The sequence below is a fragment of the Mycolicibacterium chitae genome (genome assembly GCF_900637205.1).
GTDB lineage: Bacteria > Actinomycetota > Actinomycetes > Mycobacteriales > Mycobacteriaceae > Mycobacterium > Mycobacterium chitae.
In genome coordinates, this window is sequence record NZ_LR134355.1 from 3,293,226 (window position 1) to 3,310,204 (window position 16,979).

Below are 16,979 nucleotides of genomic sequence, written 5' to 3' on the forward strand. Positions count from 1 at the left end.
ATTTGGCGGTGCGCAGCGCCGGGGACACGTGGAGCGTGGTACGGGTCGGCTTCGGCGCGCTCGCTGCGCTGCTGATCGGATATCTGGCCGTCATCGCCGCGTGGCCGCAGGTGCGCGACGCCGTGCCGGCGCCGCTGAACGGGTTCGGGCAACCCAACTCTGCGCTGAGTATCGCCGTGACCGTCGCCGTGCTGGCGGTGTTGGGAATCGCGCTGAACCGGTCCCGGGATGGACACCGCCGCGGCGCCCCGGTGGCGATCGTCGCCGGGCTGGCCGGGATCAGCGCGCTGCTGGGGATGGCCTCCTACTGGCGCTGCCACGACGACTCCCACCCCACGTTCTTCACGCCGGTGCTGTGGACCGCGTCGGTGGTCAAAGGGGGCAGTCCCCAGCAATCGCTGGATACGGGCGCCTGCCCGGCCGAGCTGCCGGTGGCCCTCAACGTCGCCCAGCTCTCGGCGTTGGCGGCGGTCTTCCTGAGCATCGTCGGGGTCGGCATGGCGTTGTTCCAGGCCCGGTTGGATCGCCTGCGAGTGTATTTCGCCCGCCGGGTCACCGCGGTCGTCGACCTCGACGACGACGGTCAGTCGATGATCGCTGCCGTCCGGCGCACCCTCGATCCGCGCAGCACCCTGGTCATCCTCACCGACGACCCGGACCGGCCCTGCATCGGCCAGGCTCGCAGCCAGGGTGCGCGAATCGTCACGGTGGATTTCGACCGACCCGCCACGCTCACCGATGTCTCGTTGTGGCGCAAACTCGATGCGCTGTACCTGCTGGCACCGGACCCGTCGGCCAATCTTGCCCGGCTGGCCACCATCACCGACCACCTCGGCACCCGAGATGGCCGGATACGCATCCCGCTGATCGTGCGCATCGACGACCCGTGGCAGGCGACCGCATGGCGGGCAAAACAATTCGGTGATCCGAGTCGGCTCTGGGCACCCGACGCCGTGGGGCGCTACGAAGTGACGGCACGCCGGCTGGTCGAGCACGTCACCTCGGACCCGGCCATCACGCGCATACTGCTGTGTGGCGCTTCGCGACTGACCCTGGCACTGTGCGCGGAGATCTCGCAACGCCAACTCGAACGCGACTATTACGATCAGCCGTCGCTGCCGCAGACCCTCATCGTCGCCGAGGATGCCACCGACTACCTCAACGACCACGAGTACTCCCGCCGTCAGACCGGATTGCCGCACGACCGGCCGGCGTTGACGGCCATCGCGGCCAAACCCGCTGTACCACTGATGATGTCACTGATCGACGACGACGGCGCCGACCCGCGGTCGGTGGCGGTCATCCTCGTCGACGACGATGCCGTCCGTGGGTTCGGCACCCGGCTCGCCGTGCGCTACCCGGACACCGCGATACATGCCTTCGACCCGGCCGCCGACCAGCAGGGCGCCTGGCGCAGCGCTCCCCTGATCGGCCGGCTGCACAGTTACCCGTTGACCATGGACATCCCCGACGACGCGGCCCACGACGCCTGGGAGCTGGCCGCACGGCTGATCCACGAGCGCTACGCGCGACCCGGTGGAACATCGGCCAGCGCCCCGTGGCACGAACTCGACGAGTTCTACCGCGAATCCAATCGCCGCCAGGTCAACAACGCACTGTGGATGGTCGAAGCCATCGGGGGACACTCCTGGAACACCTGGGGCACCTCGGCCGCCCCCTGGCCGGCCCAGGGGATGCAGCACCTGAGTCCGCTGGATCAGCTGAAGGCGATGGGATTCGACGAATCCGCCATCTTCGCCATGGCCCGCGCCGAACACGAGGACTGGTGTCGGTTCTACCGGCGGTACGGCTGGGTGGCCGGGGCTACCCGTGACAACAGCCGCAAGGTGCACCCCAATCTGGTCGACTGGTCCGATATCGAGGCCGACCCGGACAAGCTCGACAAGGCCGTGGCCAGCCTCGCGGCGACCCTGTCCAAGCTCCGCGAACTCGGCTACCGCTCCAGGCCGGTGGCGGCGGCCGAATGATCAACGGTGGCTGGCAGTCCTTTCAACGCACCGGAACGGTGCTCGCGGTGCAGCGCGACCGGCCGTGGACGTGGGTCACGCACTCCGGGCTGACGTTGCGCGGGGAGGCCGGCGATTGGGAAGTCCGCGAGTCCGAGGACGACGAGCCGTGGTCGGTGCGCGAGGACATCTTCCGATCCAGCTACGAACATCTCGAGGGGCGGCGGTGGCGACGCCGGGGCGTGGTCCTGGCCCGACCCGCCCGCGACGGTGAGGTCATCGAAACCCTGGAAGGTGCCGCGACGGCCCACGCCGGTGACTGGGTGGTGCGCGGCGATGCCGGTGAGTGCTGGCCGGTCCGTGCGCCGGAGTTCGCCAAACGCTACCGTCCGGTCGACGGTGCCCCGCCTGGCGACACCGGTGCGCCCTGACCGCTCACGGCGCACAGATCGGCGGGGCGCCCTGTAGGTCGTAGCGGTCCTGTTCGGCCGCGGTCAAATCCCGGCGATGGACCCGGCACCCTTCGGCGATCCAGTCTTCGGGGGACAGTGACCACTGCACCAGCAGCCCATCGGCGGCCGTGGCCGTCACCGCGCGGTCGGGGGCGAGGCCCAGGCTGGTCTGCAGACGTCCGGTCGCCGCCGCGCCGGGCCCGGCCACGGTGAGTGCGCGATCCGACAATCGGCTGCGGCCGGCCACATCCCACACGATGAAGCTGCCGTCCTGGGACACCGTCACCAGTTGCGTGCCGTCGGCCCCGAAGGCCAGGTCGGTGACCCGCGCCGCCACCCGAAGATCGTCGCCGGTGGTTTCGCCGGTGCGGACGTCGAACAGCCGCACCGGCCCGCTGCCCAAACCGACCGCCACGGTTGCGCCGTCGGGCGAGACCGCCAGCGAGCGGGTCCAGTCGTCGCCCAGATCGACCCGGACCGGTTCGCCGGCGTCGATCGGATGGATCAGGAATTCGCCGGCGCCGCCGATCACCAAGGCCGTCCCGTCCGGGGTGAAGGCCAGCCCGTAGCCGAACCGCGGGGCTTCGATCTGATGCTGTGCCAGTAACTCTCGGCCCTCGAGCCGCCACAGCTGGACAGTCGCCGGCCCGCCCGAGGTGTCGTCGAGGTGTTGGGCCCCGGTGGCCACCGTGGTGCCGTCGGCGGCGACGGCGAGCCGGCTGACCACCTGACCCGGCGCGACCTCGGTCACCGTCGTCGCCCCGGCCGTACCGTCCCAGACGGCGACAGCACCGTCGCCGGTGCCCGCCAACGCCAGATTGCCGTCGGGGGTGAGGGCGAGCTGTTCCACCGTGCCGTCGACGGGCACCGATCTGCTGTTCGGGTCGGGTTGATCCGCGCCGGTGAGAACCAGTTGACTCGTCGACGCGCCGTCGTCACGGACCACGGCCAACCGATCGCCCTCCGGGGCCAGGGCGACCGCGACGGCGCGGGTCCATCCCTCGACCGGCCGTGCGAGCGGTCGACGCGCATCGTCGCCGTAGTCGAGCAGCACCACCCCGCCGGCCCGGCCGCCGGTGACCCCGTGTGCCGGGTTGGCGGGGTCCCACGCCACGGCGGTGACCGCCTGCTCGTCGACGCGCAACGGCGCCAGCGGTTGGGCGCCACTGAGGTGGTTCCAGTAGACCAGCGACCCGTCGTCGGACACCGAGGCCACCGAACCGGACTCCGCTGGATCGCCGGTCGCGGCGAGCGCGGTCACCGAATCAAGGTGCAGCGCTGTGAGACCGGCGTCCGTCAGGGCGCCGTCGCCCCCGGACCAGAACCCGACCGTCCCGTCGGTCGCACCGGTGACCACGGTGCCGTCCGCCACCACGGCGATGGCCGAAACCCACCCGCCGGGTGCGGCCGCGTCTCGTTGCTCCCAGACCGGCGCGTCCGCGGCGCCCGGATCGAACCGACGAAACGATCCGTCGGCGCTGGCCGCGATCAGCCCGCCGTCGGGTGTCCAGGCCAGCGCGGTGACCCAGGAGAATTCGCCGTCGGCGACGGCGCCCGACGCCGTCAGCGTCTCCGTCGGCTCGGATTGTCCTGGCTCCCAGACGATCACGTGACCGTCGCCGGTACCGGCGGCCACCCGTCCGGTCTTCGCCTCGACGGCAAGGGATTGCACCGCCTGCCCGGGTGTGCGGGTCTGCCGTAGCGCCAAGTCAGCGTCGAGGGTCAGGACGACGGCGCCGTCGGTGACCACCACCGTGTCGGAACCGGCGCCGCCCGGATACATCGCCACCACCTCGCGGGCGAACAGTTCGTCGGCGCGCGCCAGTTCGGCACCGTCGGAGAAGCGGTGCACCGTAAGACCGCCGTCAGCGGTGCCGATCCACACCCGGTCGGAGGCAGCGGAAGTGGCCACGGCCGTCACCGGTGCGTCGGCGCCAATCCGCATCTTGATCTCGGGGTGGTTGGCCACCGCGGTGAGCAGGGCGCTCTGGGTCCGCACCCCGGCGTCCAGGCGGTATCCGTGTGCGGCCAGCAGGAAGGCGAGGTCTGGACGTTCGAGTTCGGATTGACTTTGTGCTGCCAGGCGCTGCGCTTCGGCCTGGATGCGTCGCTGCTCGGCGTGCTGTGCGTTGCGGACCGCGACCCCGGCCCCGACCAGCGCGGCCACCGTCAACAACGCCAGGGCGATGGTGGCCGCCCACGTGATCCGGACGGTCCGTCGGTGTTGGCGAACGTCCTCGCCCTCGATCTCGTCCTTGCTGCGGCCGTGCAGCGGTGCGGCCAACTCCGCCACGGCATTCCGGAAGCGACTGTTGTGCAGGTCGACCTGCTTCTCCTGCCGGGCCCAGCGCAGGTCGAGATGGCGCGGCTCGTCGGTGAACACGCCCCGCAGCGCCGGTGGGACCGCATCGGAATTCGCGGTGAAATCGCCGGCGGCGGCGTCCCATTCCCAGTGGCCCTCCGTCAGGACGGGCAAGATCTTGTCGACGGAGCGGTGCGACTTCCAGTGCTCGATCTCGCGATTGACCCATTCGGAAGCGGCCGCCTGCGGGGATGTCAGCAGCAAGAACCATTCCGAGTCGTCCAGCGCGGCCACGATGGCGCCCCACAGGTGCGGGTCCACCGACAGCCCCGTCTCGTCCCGGAACACCTCCAGCGAGCGTCGCCGGTACCACGGTTTGGCCATCCGCTGCAGGGCCCGTTGCAGGGCGGGCGCCAGTTCACCGTCCGCCGCGTGGGAGTACGAGATGAAGCCGTCGTAGCGCATGTCCCCCCGACACTTTCGCTCAGCCGAGCACGAGTTTGCCGTGCTCGTCAGACTAGAGGGTCCCGCAGGTCCGCGGCCTGTGATCGACGGATATCCGCGGTTGCCGCGGCCGACTAACCTTTCCACTATGGAGCAACGCATCAGCCTGATCACCCTCGGCGTCGACGACCTGGCCAGATCCCGCGAGTTCTTCGAGGCCGGGTTGGGCTGGACCCCCGCGCAGGCCCCGGAAGGCGTGGTCTTCTACCAACTGCCCGGGATCGCGCTCGCGTTGTTCGGCCGCGACGATCTTGCCGACGATGCCGGACAGGTGGTCGACGGCCGGTTCAGCGGCATCAGCATCGCCATCAACGAACGCACCGACGCCGACGTCGACGCCACAATGGCCAGGGTGCAGGCGGCCGGCGCGACGATCGTCAAACCCGCACACAAGACCCACTGGGGCGGCTACTCGGGGTACTTCGCCGATCTCGACGGTCACGTGTGGGAAGTGGCGCACAACCCGTTCTGGACCATCAATGACGATGGGTCCGTGACGATCTGACCGCAAGCCGTGCGCGCCGAGAGTGCGGTTTGCTACGCGACACCAACGTAAGAGGATTTAGTCAAGGGGTTGGGGGCCGACCCGTTCCCTGCGTCTCAACGTAGTTCGTCAAACGGGGTGGTCCCCGACAGCGTGCAATCGAGTTCGTTGAGGGACGGGTGGGCCTGCTCAGGGTGTCGCTCGAGGTGGTCCTCTACGCCGCGTGGAGCTTGGCCCAACCTGCTCTTCAGGTGGATTGTGTGTAGAGGTTGTTTCAAGCTGCAGGAGATATTTCGCTGACGCCGGCCATCACAGGATCCCAGCTGACGCGCTGGGTGGTGATGACGTGCAACCAGCGCAGCAATGCTGCAGCGATCGCCGCCCTGGCCTGTCCATCCGATAATGGGTTGTCCGCTCGGGTGGTCAGGTATCGGTAACGGGAAGCCATTACCGGATTACTGGGCAACGCCCCCCAGACCGCGCGCCACGCTGCCAGGCGTAGCCGAGGCCGACCGCGACCGGAGATCCTGGACCGGCCGGTAGCCGTGCCGCTGCTGTTGTCCCGGGGACAGAGTCCGGCGTGTTTGGCCAGTGCGCGGGGGGTGTCGAAGCGGGTGGGGTCGCCGGTCTCGGCCAGGATCGCTGCCGCGCCTATGGCCGAGACGCCGGGAATGCTGGTGACCAGGGCGGTGAGTTCTAGCTGGTCGAGGATGTCGACCATGCAACCCTCCACCTGAGCCAGTCGGGCCTTAGTCGAGTGCCAATCGGCCAGTACCCACCCCGCACGTTCCAACGCCCCACGACGTTGGGTAATCACCCCGGCCGGATCGGTGAGCGAAGCGAAGACCGCGCCGACGATGCGCCGCCACAGCCGCTGGCCACCCCAACAGGGCAGCTCGCGGCGCACCGCAGCCTGGAACCGCACCAGGCCCAGCCGGGCCAGTCGTGTCGGGTCACCATCACAGCGCTTCAGCACTACCGCCAGCGCGGCACACCAGTTGGTGGAGTCAAACGGCGACCCCGCCGCACCCAACACCGCAGGCCACGCGCACTCCAGCAGATCCCGCAGCTGCTGCACGCACGCAGTCGCCTCGACGATCAGCTGTTCCCGGCGGGCACCGAGCTGACGCAACCGCGCCCAGGTCTCATCGGCACGCTCAGGGGCATAGCAGCGCAACTGTCCGACGAGGCGGGCGATCAACACCGCGTCCTTGTCGTCGCTCTTGTCGCGGGTGTAATCCTCGGCCTCACGGGCCCGCCCCACCAGCAACGGCTGCACACACACCAAGGCCATGTCCTGTTGGGCAGCAAGCTGATCCAGCACCCGCCACCGATGACCAGTCGGCTCACACCCGACCGTCACATCGATGTAACCGTGCTCACGGGCTACGTGACGAGCCCACGCCAGAACCGGAGTCAGATTCCAGGCCTTGGCCCGCACCCGGCGCCGAGCCAATACCTGCGAATCGTGATCAGTGACCACCACGGCCTGCTTCTCGTCAGCCAGATCGATCCCCACGATCGCGTTGCATAACGGAACCAACCCGCGCATCTGAGCCAACCGCGCATTACGACGCTTGTCACCTCGCGACAAGCTACTACCCTGAGTCATGACGTCCTCCTTGATGTTTTGGGATTCCAAGCCCGTTAACGACATCAGGAGGACGTCTTTTTCATCAGCGTTCTTCGACATAGCGCTCTTACTACGCCGCACACGCGTATGAGACCGCACTGTCGGCGAGGCCAGCCCCGCGTCAGCGTCGACCACGCCCGGCCCGCCCTGACTTGCGGACGCCCTTACCGGCGGTCGCCCGGGCGGCCTGCTTCGCGAGCGTCTTCTCCCGCGCGGTGCGTTTGGGGGCCGGCTGCGACTGCCCGCGCGACGACCCGGGCTTGCGGCCCCGCACGATGCCGATGAACTCCTCGATCAACTCCGACTGCTCGCCGTCCGGGACCGCGAGTGCCACCGGGCAGGTGGGCGCATCCGCGATGGGGCGATAGGCGAGGTCCTTGCGGTGATGCAGCCGCGCCAACGACTGCGGAACCAACAGCAGACCGATTCCCGCCGCGACGAGTTCCATTGCATCCCGGGTTGTTTCGGGCCGGTGCTCGACCGGGGTGCCGGGCTGCTCCGCCCAGTCCAGCACGTGATCGCGGGGCACCAGCACGGGCTCGTCGTCCAGGTCCGTTGCGGTAATCTCGTCGGCCGCGGTGAGCAGATGATCGGCCGGCACCACCGCAACCGTCGCCTCCTCGTACAGCGGGATGACCGCCAACCCGGAGGTGTCGGCCGGCAACCGCAGCACCGCTACGTCGACGACGCCGGCCCGAACCGCATCGGCCGCGTCCGCCGCGGCCACCAGGGTCAGCTGCAGCGGCACGTCGGGCCGGCGCTGGGCCCAGTTGCGTGCCCACTTGGCCGGTGTCGCGCCGGGGACGTACCCGAGGGTCAGTGAGCGCGCGATCATCGCCTCAGGCTACCGATAGGCTGACCCCCATGAGCCGGCCGAACGCGCAGTCCATGAAACCCGCCACGGCGGCCAAGAAGCTCGACGTGTACCTGCCGGCCACGCCGGCGGAGTTCCAGGAGAACCCGATCACCCGCGGCGCACTCGCGGCGCTGCAGGCCGATCCGCCGCAGTGGCTGCAGGATCTGCGCAGGAACGGGCCGCACCCGAAGAACCTGGTGGCCGCCAAGCTGGGCATCTCGATCGCGGGTCTCACCCGAGGCGGCGTCGAGAAGGCCCTGACCACCGAGCAGATCGATGCGCTGCTCGAGGAGCAGCCGGACTGGCTGGTCGCCGAGCGCGAGAGCTACCAGGAAGTGCTGCGCGAGCAGCGGCGCCTCAAGGCGGTGCGCGCCGAGCAGGCGCGCGGGGACTGACCGGGGCGAGACTGCGAATTCATCCGCAAACACGCCGCGCGGACGGATGAATTCGCAGTGCCGGCGCCGCAGGGCACCGGCGCCGCGGTCACAACATGCAGCTGACGCAACCCTCCACCTCAGTGCCCTCGAGGGCCATCTGGCGCAGCCGGATGTAGTACAGCGTCTTGATCCCCTTGCGCCACGCGTAGATCTGCGCCTTGTTCACGTCGCGCGTGGTGGCGGTGTCCTTGAAGAACAGCGTCAGGCTCAGCCCTTGGTCCACATGCTGGGTGGCTGCGGCGTAGGTGTCGATGACCTTCTCGAAGCCGATCTCGTAGGCGTCCTGGTAGTACTCCAGGTTGTCGTTGGTCATGTAGGGCGCCGGGTAGTAGACGCGGCCGATCTTGCCTTCCTTGCGGATCTCCACCTTGCTGGCGATCGGGTGGATCGAGGACGTCGAGTGGTTGATGTAGGAGATCGACCCCGTGGGCGGGACGGCCTGCAGGTTCTGGTTGTAGATCCCGTGGGTCTGCACCGATTCCTTCAGCCGCAGCCAATCCTCCTGCGTGGGAATGCGAATGCCGGCGTCGGCGAACAGTTGACGCACCCGGTCGGTCGCGGGCTCCCACACCTGGTCGGTGTACTTGTCGAAGAACTCACCCGAGGCGTACTTCGAGCGTTCGAAGCCGCTGAAGGAGGTGCCGCGTTCGATGGCGATCTTGTTCGATGCCCGCAGCGCGTGGTAGAGCACCGTATAGAAGTAGATGTTGGTGAAGTCGATGCCCTCTTCGGAGCCGTAGAAGACCCGCTCCCGCGCCAGGTAGCCGTGCAGGTTCATCTGCCCCAGGCCGATGGCGTGCGACTCGTTGTTGCCCTTCTCGATCGAGGGCACCGAGGCGATGCTGGTCTGATCCGACACCGCGGTCAGCCCGCGGATGGCCACCTCGATGGTCTGCGCGAAGTCCGGCGAGTCCATCGCCTTGGCGATGTTCAGCGAGCCGAGGTTGCACGAGATGTCCTTGCCGACCTTGGAATACGACAGATCCTCGTTGTACTCCGAGGCGGTCGAGACCTGCAGGATCTCCGAGCACAGGTTGGAGTGGGTGATCTTGCCGTCGATCGGGTTGGCGCGGTTCACCGTGTCCTCGAACATGACGTACGGATAACCGGATTCGAACTGGAGCTCGGCCAGCGTCTGGAAGAACTCGCGGGCCTTGATCTTGGTCTTGTGGATCCGCGCGTCGTCGACCATCTCGTAGTACTTCTCGGTGACCGAGACGTCGGCGAACGGCACCCCGTAGACGCGCTCGACGTCGTACGGCGAGAACAGGTACATGTCCTCGTTCTTCTTGGCCAGCTCGAAGGTGATGTCCGGGATCACCACGCCGAGGCTCAGCGTCTTGATCCGGATCTTCTCGTCGGCGTTCTCCCGCTTGGTGTCCAGGAAGCGGTAGATGTCGGGGTGGTGCGCGTGCAGGTACACCGCCCCAGCGCCTTGGCGGGCACCGAGCTGATTGGCGTAGGAGAACGAGTCCTCCAACAGCTTCATGATCGGAATGACGCCCGAGCTCTGGTTCTCGATGTTCTTGATCGGCGCGCCGTGCTCGCGAATGTTGGTCAGCAGCAACGCGACTCCGCCGCCGCGCTTGGACAGCTGCAACGCGGAGTTGATGGAGCGGCCGATGGACTCCATGTTGTCCTCGATGCGCAGCAGGAAGCAGCTCACCGGCTCACCGCGCTGTTTCTTGCCCGAGTTCAGGAACGTCGGGGTGGCCGGCTGGAACCGACCGTCGATGATCTCGTCGACCAGCTTCTCGGCCAAGGTGGTGTCGCCGGCGGCCAACGTGAGCGCCACCATGACCACGCGGTCCTCGAAGCGTTCGAGGTAGCGCTTCCCGTCGAAGGTCTTCAGCGTGTAGGAGGTGTAGTACTTGAACGCACCCAGGAACGTCGGGAACCGGAACTTCTTGCCGTAGGCGCGATCCAGCAGCGTCTTGACGAAGTTGCGCGAGTACTGGTCGAGCACCTCGCGCTCGTAGTACTCCTTCTCGATCAGGTAGTCGAGCTTCTCGTCCTGACTGTGGAAGAAGACGGTGTTCTGGTTGACGTGCTGCAGGAAGAACTCCCGAGCCGCCAGCACGTCCTTGTCGAACTGAATCTTGCCGTCGGCGTCGTACAGATTCAGCATCGCGTTCAACGCGTGGTAGTCGAGTTCGCTCTGCGTCCCGGAAGGCGCAGCAGTGTGCGCGCCCGAGGTGACTACAGGTTCTGCAGCTGTGACGGTAGGTGGCACGTCTGTTCCTTCCAGAAGTCCTTCAGGCCCGCCCGGACGGCGAAGACGTCGTCCGTCGTTCCCATGAGTTCGAATCGGTAGAGATACGGGACGCCGCACTTACGCGAGACGATCTCGCCCGCGTAGGCGAACTCGGCGCCGAAGTTGGTGTTGCCCGCGGCGATCACGCCGCGGATCAACGACCGGTTGTGTTCGTTGTTCAGAAAAGCGATGACCTGCTTGGGGACGTAACCCCCGGCGTCGGGGTCCGGGCCGTTGGCGCGTCCGCCGCCGTAGGTCGGCAGGATCAGCACGTACGGGGAATGGACCTCGATGCGGTCATGCAGCGGGATGCGTGTCACCGGCCCGGGCCAGTCGAGCTTTTCCACGAATCGGTGGGTGTACTCCGACACGCTGGAGAAGTAGACCAAGCTGCCCACCGGCTGCGCGTGTTCGGCGCGCTCGGTGTCAGTGCTCGGCACGGTCGACCCCTCCCTCTCGGTCTCGTTGGTGGATGTGATTAAGCGATCTCCGCGGCCGCGGCGGCCAGCGCCTTGATCCGGTCCGGCCGGAAGCCCGACCAGTGCTCGTCGCCGGCGACGACGACGGGTGCCTGCAGGTAGCCCAGGGCCATGACGTAGTCACGGGCCTCGTTGTCCATGCTGATGTCGACGACCTCGTAGGCGACGCCCAGCTTGTCCAGCGCCTTGTAGGTGGCGTTGCACTGCACGCAGGCGGGCTTGGTGTACACGGTGACGCTCATCTTCTCCTACGTCTCCCTCACTCTGCTCAGCGAAGTCGATGGTTGATCGACTTGTACTTGACTTCGGACTTGTTCAACGGGTGGCACTCATTGCTGTTCAGCGCGCCGGTCGGCCCCGAAATTCCGTCTCTGCGGCACCGCCTCCGCCGGTGGCTCCCGGAGGTGATCCGGGTCGGTTTCTGCGGTCCGGCTGACCTTCTACATCTTGGGTCTGTCGGCCTGTCAGACACTACACCTAGTGGCCGACATTGCGAAGAGATACCAGATGTTCTGAACAACATTCGTGAAATTCCCAGGTCGTAAGCCCACTGAAGACCCGGCACTCGGCGTGTCGTAGATCACAACACGCCGAAAGCACCGCGCGCACCGGCGGACTGTGCGTAGCTCGCGGCTCATCTCTACCACCGACCACCGACAAGCCGGCGAGCATCGGATTTCCCGGCGTGCCGGACCCGGGCCGCAGGGGGGCTACAGCAAAGTCGCCGGCGGGTCAAGACAGACCCGCCGGCGACTGGAGCCAAACTCTTCGGTGGACTACTTGGCGACCAACGCCGCGCCGACCTCCTCGGCCAGGCTTTGCACGGCCCCGCGCACCTGCCCGACGAACTCGGCGTGTTCGGCCGGATGCTTGCCGTCGAACTGCTTGGTCGACACCGACAGGGAGATGGCCTCGACCGGGGTGCCGCCGGCGATGCCGAACGACTTGCGCGCATCGTCGTGCGCCCAGGTGCCGCCGTAGCGACCGAGCGCCGCGCCGATGGCGGCGACGGGCTTGCCCTTGATCGGACTGTTGCCGTACGGCCGCGACAGCCAGTCGATCGCATTCTTCAACACGGCCGGCACCGTGCCGTTGTTCTCCGGCGTCACGGCCAGCACGGCATCGGCGGCCGCTGCGGCGTCCCGCAGTGCGGCCGCCGCGGCGGGGACGGGTTCGACGTCGATGTCCTCGTTGTAGAACGGCACCTGATCCAGGCCCTCGTGGATCGTCAGCGCCACGCCTTCCGGCGCATTCGCTACGGCCACGTCGGCGATCTGCCGATTCACCGATTCAGCGCGCAGGCTGCCCACCAGAACCAGTACGTTCACATCCGTCGCCGTCTTACCCGTCTCAGCCATGCTCATCCCTTCGTCCGTGTGTGCTGACATCCTCGCATCGTTCAACCGGACCATGGTCCGCTTAATCCGGCTGAGCTAAAGTGGCGGATGTGAATTCCGTCGGTGCAGCCTATGAGCTACCGCTGACCGACGCTATGCCCACCGAGCGCGGCGATGCGGCCCGCAACCGCCTCCGATTGCTCGACGCGGCCCGCCGCCTGGTCGCCGAGCACGGCGCCGACGCCGTCACCATGGACGACATCGCCGCCGCCGCCGGGGTCGGCAAGGGCACCCTGTTCCGCCGGTTCGGCAGCCGCGCCGGTCTGATGATGGTCCTGCTCGACGAGGACGAACGCGCCAGCCAACAGGCCTTTCTGTTCGGTCCGCCGCCGCTGGGCCCCGGTGCCCCGCCGCTGGAACGGCTGGTGGCCTTCGGCCGCGAGCGGATCCGTTTCGCGCACTCCCATCACGCGCTGCTCTCGGCGGCCAGCCGCGATCCGCAGGTGCGTTCCACCGCGGCGGTGCTGGTGCTGCGCCGCCACGTCCGTGTCCTGCTGGAGGCCGCCGAGACCTCCGGCGACCTCGACGCCCAGACGGATGCCCTGTTGGCGCTGTTGGCCGCGGACTACGTGGAGCACCGGATCGGCACGGATGGCCTGACCGTCGAGCAGTTGGGCGATGCGTGGGAGAGCCTGGCCCGCAAGCTGTGCGGACGGTAGCCGAGGCAACCGAGGACGGCCCGGACCGCGGGCCGCCGCACTGGATCCTGCACGTCGACCTCGACCAGTTCCTCGCCGCGGTCGAGTTGCGGCGCCGGCCGGACCTGGTCGGCACCCCGGTGATCGTCGGCGGCAACGGCGACCCCACCGAGGCCCGCAAGGTGGTCACCTGCGCGTCGTACGAAGCTCGCGAATTCGGCGTACACGCCGGCATGCCCCTGCGCGCCGCGGCGCGCCGTTGCCCCGAGGCGACGTTCCTGCCCGCCGATCCCGATGCCTACGACGCGGCCTCCGAGGTGGTCATGGGCCTGCTTCGCGATCTCGGTCAGCCCTGCGAGGTCTGGGGCTGGGACGAGGCCTACCTCGGCGCCCGCACCGAGGATCCGGTCGCGCTCGCCCGGCAGGTCAAGTCGGTCATCGCCGCGCAGACCGGGCTGTCCTGCTCGGTGGGGATCAGCGACAACAAGCAACGCGCCAAAGTGGCCACCGGTTTCGCCAAGCCCGACGGGATCTTCACCCTCACCGACGCCAATTGGATGGAGGTGATGGCCCAGCGCCCGGTGGACGCGCTGTGGGGCGTCGGCCCCAAAACCACCAAACGGCTTGCCGCCCTGGGCATCACCACCGTGCGCGAACTCGCCGCCGCCGACGCCGAGACCTTGACGGCGACCTTCGGCCCGTCGACCGGGCTGTGGATCCTGCTGCTGGCCAAGGGTGGCGGGGACGACGAGGTCAGCTCGCAACCCTGGGTCCCGCGCTCGCGCAGCCACGCGGTGACGTTCCCCCTCGATCTCACCGATCGCGCCGAGATCGATTCGGCGGTCACCGAATTGGCGCGACGCACCCTCGACGAGGTGGTCGCCGACGGGCGCGTGGTCACCCGGGTCGCGGTGACCGTGCGCAGCAGCACGTTCTACACCCGCACCAAGATCCGCAAGCTGCCCTCCCCCGGCACCGACCCGGCCGCCGTCATCGGGACCGCACTGGCCGTGCTCGACCAGTTCGAGCTCGACCGGCCGGTGCGCCTCCTCGGAGTGCGGCTGGAACTGCAGCCACCCACCTAGCCGAACCGGGCATAGCAGGTCTCGCCGTCGGCGTGGTCGACCAGCCCGGAGCGGAACGCCACGATCCGGGTGAACCCGGCGGGCACGGTGGCGCCGTCGACGTCGGTGGCGGCCTGCCCGTTGGTGAGCAACCCCGCGGCGGCCTCGTCGATGTCGCCGGCGGTCAGCCACAGCTGCTCACCCGAGGGCAACTCCACCGGCTCGCTGAGATGCCGCTGCGCCATTCCGGTCAGGCAGGCGGTGCGCAGGGCCGTCGCCGCCGAGCGCAGCGGCAGGCCGCGCTCGTGCTGCACCGCCAACAGGTACCGCGACACGACGATCGACAGCGCAGTGTTATCCCCCTGCAGCAGTACCGCATTCGTCCGCTCGTCACCCGGCTGCCCCAAGGCGCGCAGGGCCTCGACATCGACGGTGACGGTGTTGGTCGCCGGGCAGTACGACGCGGGTGCGGTGGCCCGGGCATCGGGGCAGTCGTGATCGTCCGGCGACGAGGCGAACACCAATTCGGGCGCCGCGGTCGGCGCGTAGATCTGATCGAGCCCCTCGAACAGCACCGCGAGGGTGCGTTCGTTGACCGGGGCCTCGCCGGTCTCGAGCGCGCCGTCGCGGCCCTCCTGGAGGCTCATGGGGAGTTCGCCGCGGCGTTCCTCGACATCGCGCAGATCGATGGCGACACAGGCGTCGAGGCCGCGGACGAAGCCGGTCTGGAAGGCCGTCACCCGATCCACCGCCGTGCCGTGCCCGAACTCGAGCATCTTCTCGTCGTCGGGGCCCAGCAGCGGGTCGCGGATCGCGATCAGGCTGGCCAGCACGTGGCTCAGGCCATCGGCGGTGTCGATCTGGAACCGCCGCGAATTACCTTCCGCGACATGGCGGATGTAGACGCCGGCGAAGCAGTCGGCCTGCTGCTCCCGGACGATGGGCGCGGTGTCCTGATCGACGAGTTCGGCCATGTACTGCAGGGCGTGGCCGTATTCGTGGGCCACCAGACCCACCACGGACATCGGGCCGAAGTACTTCACCCCGATGGGCAGCAGCACGCCGCGGTCCCAGGCGATCGAGCGGTCCCGGGGGCAGAAGAACGCATTCGGCTGACCGTACGGGCTGGCGCCGCAGATCCGCGGGCTGTCCCGGTCCTCGGCGTCGTAGGAGATCAGCCGGTTGACCCGGCGGAACGTCCCCGCAAAGGGTTCGCGGTAGTGCTGCGACCAGAACTCCTCGATGTCGTTGACGGCCGACAACGCCAGCGTGTCGATATCACCCTTGTCCGTGTTGAACACCTTGCCGACGGGTCGCGGCGCGTCGGGCCGGATCCCGCTGGGGCCGTCGACCGCCGGCAGTCCTCCCACTCGATACGGGTCATACAGCGGCGACACCGCGGTCCCCTCGGTCTGTATCGCGCAGCCGGCCGCCACGGTGGCCGCCAGGGCCGCCAGCACGATCGTCCGTGCCGCACTCCGTCGAAGCTTCAGCATTCCCACCCTCCCGTCCCTGCGCGACGGCCATCCGCCACGCCGCGACAAATCGTAGCTCATGCTTCGGTTTAGTGGATACCAACACGGACAGAATCGCCATAAATCCGCATATTACGTAGCGTCAACCCGCCACACCGCTCAGCAATAATCCGCTTTACCTCGCATTTCAGCGATCTTACTGCCGCAACGTCGCAAGGCTTGCATCGCTACGGTTTTAGGATTAAAGTCGTAGCATCCGATGCAACATCGGGGATCGAGGAGATCGAGATGAATCGCAGCTCCCTACCCGCCGCGGCCGCCGTCCTGGCCGGCGCGGCCGCCCTCGCCGCGGCTGGTTTCGGCGCCGCACCCGCCGCGGCCACCCCCGGCGTCGACCGGACGCCGGCGTTCACCTACGTCTCGCCGCTGGAGGCGCTGCTGCCGACCGCGCGGCAGCTCACGCACATCACCGGTTCGACGTCGCCCATGCGGGTGGTGGGGTCGGCGACCGAATTCACCGCTACCCGCGGGACTCTCGAACCCGCCGTGTGCCTCGGCGCGTTCGAGCCGGGGCACCGCGACGGTTACGCGGTGCAGCCGTCTGGAATCGCCGGCCAGATCGCCGCCGACGGGAAGCCGGGCCGGGCACGCCACTACGTGCATCAGGTGGTGCTCGGCACCGCCGACACCGAGGCGGCCACGGCGCAACTGCGGGCATCGGCCCGCGCCTGGTCGCGCTGCGGCGCGCAGACCATCACCTTCACCAGCAGCTCCGGCAAGACCGTCCAATGGCGGCTCGACCCGGCCGAATTACACCGGGACAACACCGTTTTGGTGCAACGCCAGGTCGGTCGCGGCATCGTCTGCGAACGCGCGATGAGCGCCGCCACCGCCAAGGACGGCGGGGTCGTCGCCGACGTGCTGGCCTGCGATCTGCGCGGCGGCGAGCCGGCCGGCCGGGCCGAGCAGATCGCGCTGACCATCGCCGGTAATTCCGCCCCCACCAGCTGAACCCCCCACCCGGAACAACGTCAGGA

15 protein-coding genes are annotated in these 16,979 nt (G+C 68.2%); 7 read left to right on the top strand and 8 right to left on the bottom strand.

Annotated elements, in window-relative coordinates:
- The first annotated feature begins 8 nt into the window (after nucleotides 1-8).
- Together EL338_RS15640 and EL338_RS26575 are read left to right on the top strand one after the other, a co-directional pair.
- Nucleotides 9-1,988 carry a hypothetical protein gene (locus EL338_RS15640; RefSeq protein WP_235666161.1) on the top strand — a complete coding sequence of 660 codons (1,980 nt, stop codon included), beginning with the start codon at nucleotides 9-11 and terminating at the stop codon, nucleotides 1,986-1,988.
- Entirely contained in the window at nucleotides 1,985-2,398 is a 414-nt protein-coding gene (locus EL338_RS26575) for a hypothetical protein (RefSeq protein WP_235666162.1), read from the top strand. Before EL338_RS15640 ends, EL338_RS26575 begins: the two co-directional genes overlap by 4 nt.
- A 4-nt stretch (nucleotides 2,399-2,402) precedes the next feature.
- Here the strand turns inward: EL338_RS26575 and EL338_RS15645 are convergent, their stop codons facing one another.
- On the bottom strand, nucleotides 2,403-5,186 hold the full coding sequence (locus EL338_RS15645; protein ID WP_163792189.1) for a toll/interleukin-1 receptor and WD40 repeat domain-containing protein: 2,784 nt from the start codon (nucleotides 5,184-5,186) through the stop codon (nucleotides 2,403-2,405).
- Between the two features lie 127 nt (nucleotides 5,187-5,313).
- Between EL338_RS15645 and EL338_RS15650 the strand changes: the two genes are divergently transcribed.
- Nucleotides 5,314-5,730 carry a VOC family protein gene (locus EL338_RS15650; RefSeq protein WP_126334582.1) on the top strand — a complete coding sequence of 139 codons (417 nt, stop codon included), beginning with the start codon at nucleotides 5,314-5,316 and terminating at the stop codon, nucleotides 5,728-5,730.
- A gap of 253 nt (nucleotides 5,731-5,983) precedes the next feature.
- Here EL338_RS15650 and EL338_RS15655 read toward each other — a convergent pair whose 3' ends face one another.
- Both EL338_RS15655 and EL338_RS15660 read right to left on the bottom strand, forming a co-directional pair.
- Nucleotides 5,984-7,402: an IS110 family RNA-guided transposase gene (locus EL338_RS15655; RefSeq protein ID WP_126334583.1), complete on the bottom strand. Its 1,419-nt coding sequence runs from the start codon at nucleotides 7,400-7,402 to the stop codon at nucleotides 5,984-5,986.
- Nucleotides 7,403-7,463: 61 nt separating this feature from the next.
- Nucleotides 7,464-8,177, bottom strand: a complete 714-nt coding sequence (locus tag EL338_RS15660; protein WP_126334584.1) for a LysR family substrate-binding domain-containing protein — start codon at nucleotides 8,175-8,177, stop codon at nucleotides 7,464-7,466.
- A 29-nt stretch (nucleotides 8,178-8,206) separates the two neighbouring features.
- On the opposite strand from EL338_RS15660, the gene EL338_RS15665 reads away from it, so the two are divergent.
- Nucleotides 8,207-8,593, top strand: coding sequence for a DUF5997 family protein (locus EL338_RS15665; RefSeq protein ID WP_126334585.1), 387 nt, complete (start codon nucleotides 8,207-8,209; stop codon nucleotides 8,591-8,593).
- Between the two features lie 88 nt (nucleotides 8,594-8,681).
- On the opposite strand, the gene nrdE is transcribed toward EL338_RS15665, so the two are convergent.
- The 4 genes from nrdE to EL338_RS15690 all read right to left on the bottom strand — a co-directional run bounded on the left by nrdE (nucleotide 8,682) and on the right by EL338_RS15690 (nucleotide 12,726).
- Complete coding sequence (gene nrdE, locus EL338_RS15670) at nucleotides 8,682-10,868, bottom strand: class 1b ribonucleoside-diphosphate reductase subunit alpha (RefSeq protein ID WP_126334586.1); 2,187 nt, start codon at nucleotides 10,866-10,868, stop codon at nucleotides 8,682-8,684.
- Nucleotides 10,835-11,287, bottom strand: a complete 453-nt coding sequence (gene nrdI, locus EL338_RS15675; RefSeq protein WP_126336899.1) for a class Ib ribonucleoside-diphosphate reductase assembly flavoprotein NrdI — start codon at nucleotides 11,285-11,287, stop codon at nucleotides 10,835-10,837. The genes nrdE and nrdI overlap by 34 nt, the downstream gene beginning before the upstream one ends.
- Nucleotides 11,288-11,367: 80 nt before the next feature.
- Nucleotides 11,368-11,610, bottom strand: a complete 243-nt coding sequence (nrdH, locus tag EL338_RS15680; protein ID WP_126334587.1) for a glutaredoxin-like protein NrdH — start codon at nucleotides 11,608-11,610, stop codon at nucleotides 11,368-11,370.
- A 534-nt stretch (nucleotides 11,611-12,144) separates the two neighbouring features.
- The gene (locus EL338_RS15690; RefSeq protein ID WP_126334589.1) at nucleotides 12,145-12,726 is read right to left on the bottom strand and encodes an NAD(P)H-dependent oxidoreductase; all 582 of its coding nucleotides are present in this window, start codon (nucleotides 12,724-12,726) and stop codon (nucleotides 12,145-12,147) included.
- A 134-nt stretch (nucleotides 12,727-12,860) separates the two neighbouring features.
- On the opposite strand from EL338_RS15690, the gene EL338_RS15695 reads away from it, so the two are divergent.
- Both EL338_RS15695 and EL338_RS15700 read left to right on the top strand, forming a co-directional pair.
- Nucleotides 12,861-13,424, top strand: coding sequence for a TetR/AcrR family transcriptional regulator (locus EL338_RS15695; protein WP_126336900.1), 564 nt, complete (start codon nucleotides 12,861-12,863; stop codon nucleotides 13,422-13,424).
- Nucleotides 13,412-14,488, top strand: a complete 1,077-nt coding sequence (locus EL338_RS15700; protein ID WP_126334590.1) for a DNA polymerase IV — start codon at nucleotides 13,412-13,414, stop codon at nucleotides 14,486-14,488. The genes EL338_RS15695 and EL338_RS15700 overlap by 13 nt, the downstream gene beginning before the upstream one ends.
- Here EL338_RS15700 and EL338_RS15705 read toward each other — a convergent pair.
- Complete coding sequence (locus EL338_RS15705; RefSeq protein ID WP_126334591.1) at nucleotides 14,485-15,963, bottom strand: neutral zinc metallopeptidase; 1,479 nt, start codon at nucleotides 15,961-15,963, stop codon at nucleotides 14,485-14,487. The two genes, EL338_RS15700 and EL338_RS15705, sit on opposite strands and share 4 nt — an antisense overlap.
- 267 nt (nucleotides 15,964-16,230) lie before the next feature.
- Here EL338_RS15705 and EL338_RS15710 point away from each other — a divergent pair, with 267 nt between their 5' ends.
- Nucleotides 16,231-16,953: a sensor domain-containing protein gene (locus tag EL338_RS15710; protein ID WP_126334592.1), complete on the top strand. Its 723-nt coding sequence runs from the start codon at nucleotides 16,231-16,233 to the stop codon at nucleotides 16,951-16,953.
- Nucleotides 16,954-16,979: the final 26 nt, after the last annotated feature.

Excerpts from the sequence above, each read along its gene's own strand:
- EL338_RS15660 (WP_126334584.1), bottom strand. The coding sequence starts at position 8,177 with ATGATCGCGCGCTCACTGACCCTCGGGTACGTCCCCGGCGCGACACCG.
- EL338_RS15650 (WP_126334582.1), top strand. The coding sequence starts at position 5,314 with ATGGAGCAACGCATCAGCCTGATCACCCTCGGCGTCGACGACCTGGCC.
- EL338_RS26575 (WP_235666162.1), top strand. The coding sequence starts at position 1,985 with ATGATCAACGGTGGCTGGCAGTCCTTTCAACGCACCGGAACGGTGCTC.
- EL338_RS15645 (WP_163792189.1), bottom strand. The coding sequence starts at position 5,186 with ATGCGCTACGACGGCTTCATCTCGTACTCCCACGCGGCGGACGGTGAA.
- EL338_RS15655 (WP_126334583.1), bottom strand. The coding sequence starts at position 7,402 with ATGTCGAAGAACGCTGATGAAAAAGACGTCCTCCTGATGTCGTTAACG.
- EL338_RS15665 (WP_126334585.1), top strand. The coding sequence starts at position 8,207 with ATGAGCCGGCCGAACGCGCAGTCCATGAAACCCGCCACGGCGGCCAAG.
- EL338_RS15690 (WP_126334589.1), bottom strand. The coding sequence starts at position 12,726 with ATGGCTGAGACGGGTAAGACGGCGACGGATGTGAACGTACTGGTTCTG.
- EL338_RS15710 (WP_126334592.1), top strand. The coding sequence starts at position 16,231 with ATGAATCGCAGCTCCCTACCCGCCGCGGCCGCCGTCCTGGCCGGCGCG.
- nrdH (WP_126334587.1), bottom strand. The coding sequence starts at position 11,610 with ATGAGCGTCACCGTGTACACCAAGCCCGCCTGCGTGCAGTGCAACGCC.
- EL338_RS15695 (WP_126336900.1), top strand. The coding sequence starts at position 12,861 with ATGCCCACCGAGCGCGGCGATGCGGCCCGCAACCGCCTCCGATTGCTC.
- EL338_RS15705 (WP_126334591.1), bottom strand. The coding sequence starts at position 15,963 with ATGCTGAAGCTTCGACGGAGTGCGGCACGGACGATCGTGCTGGCGGCC.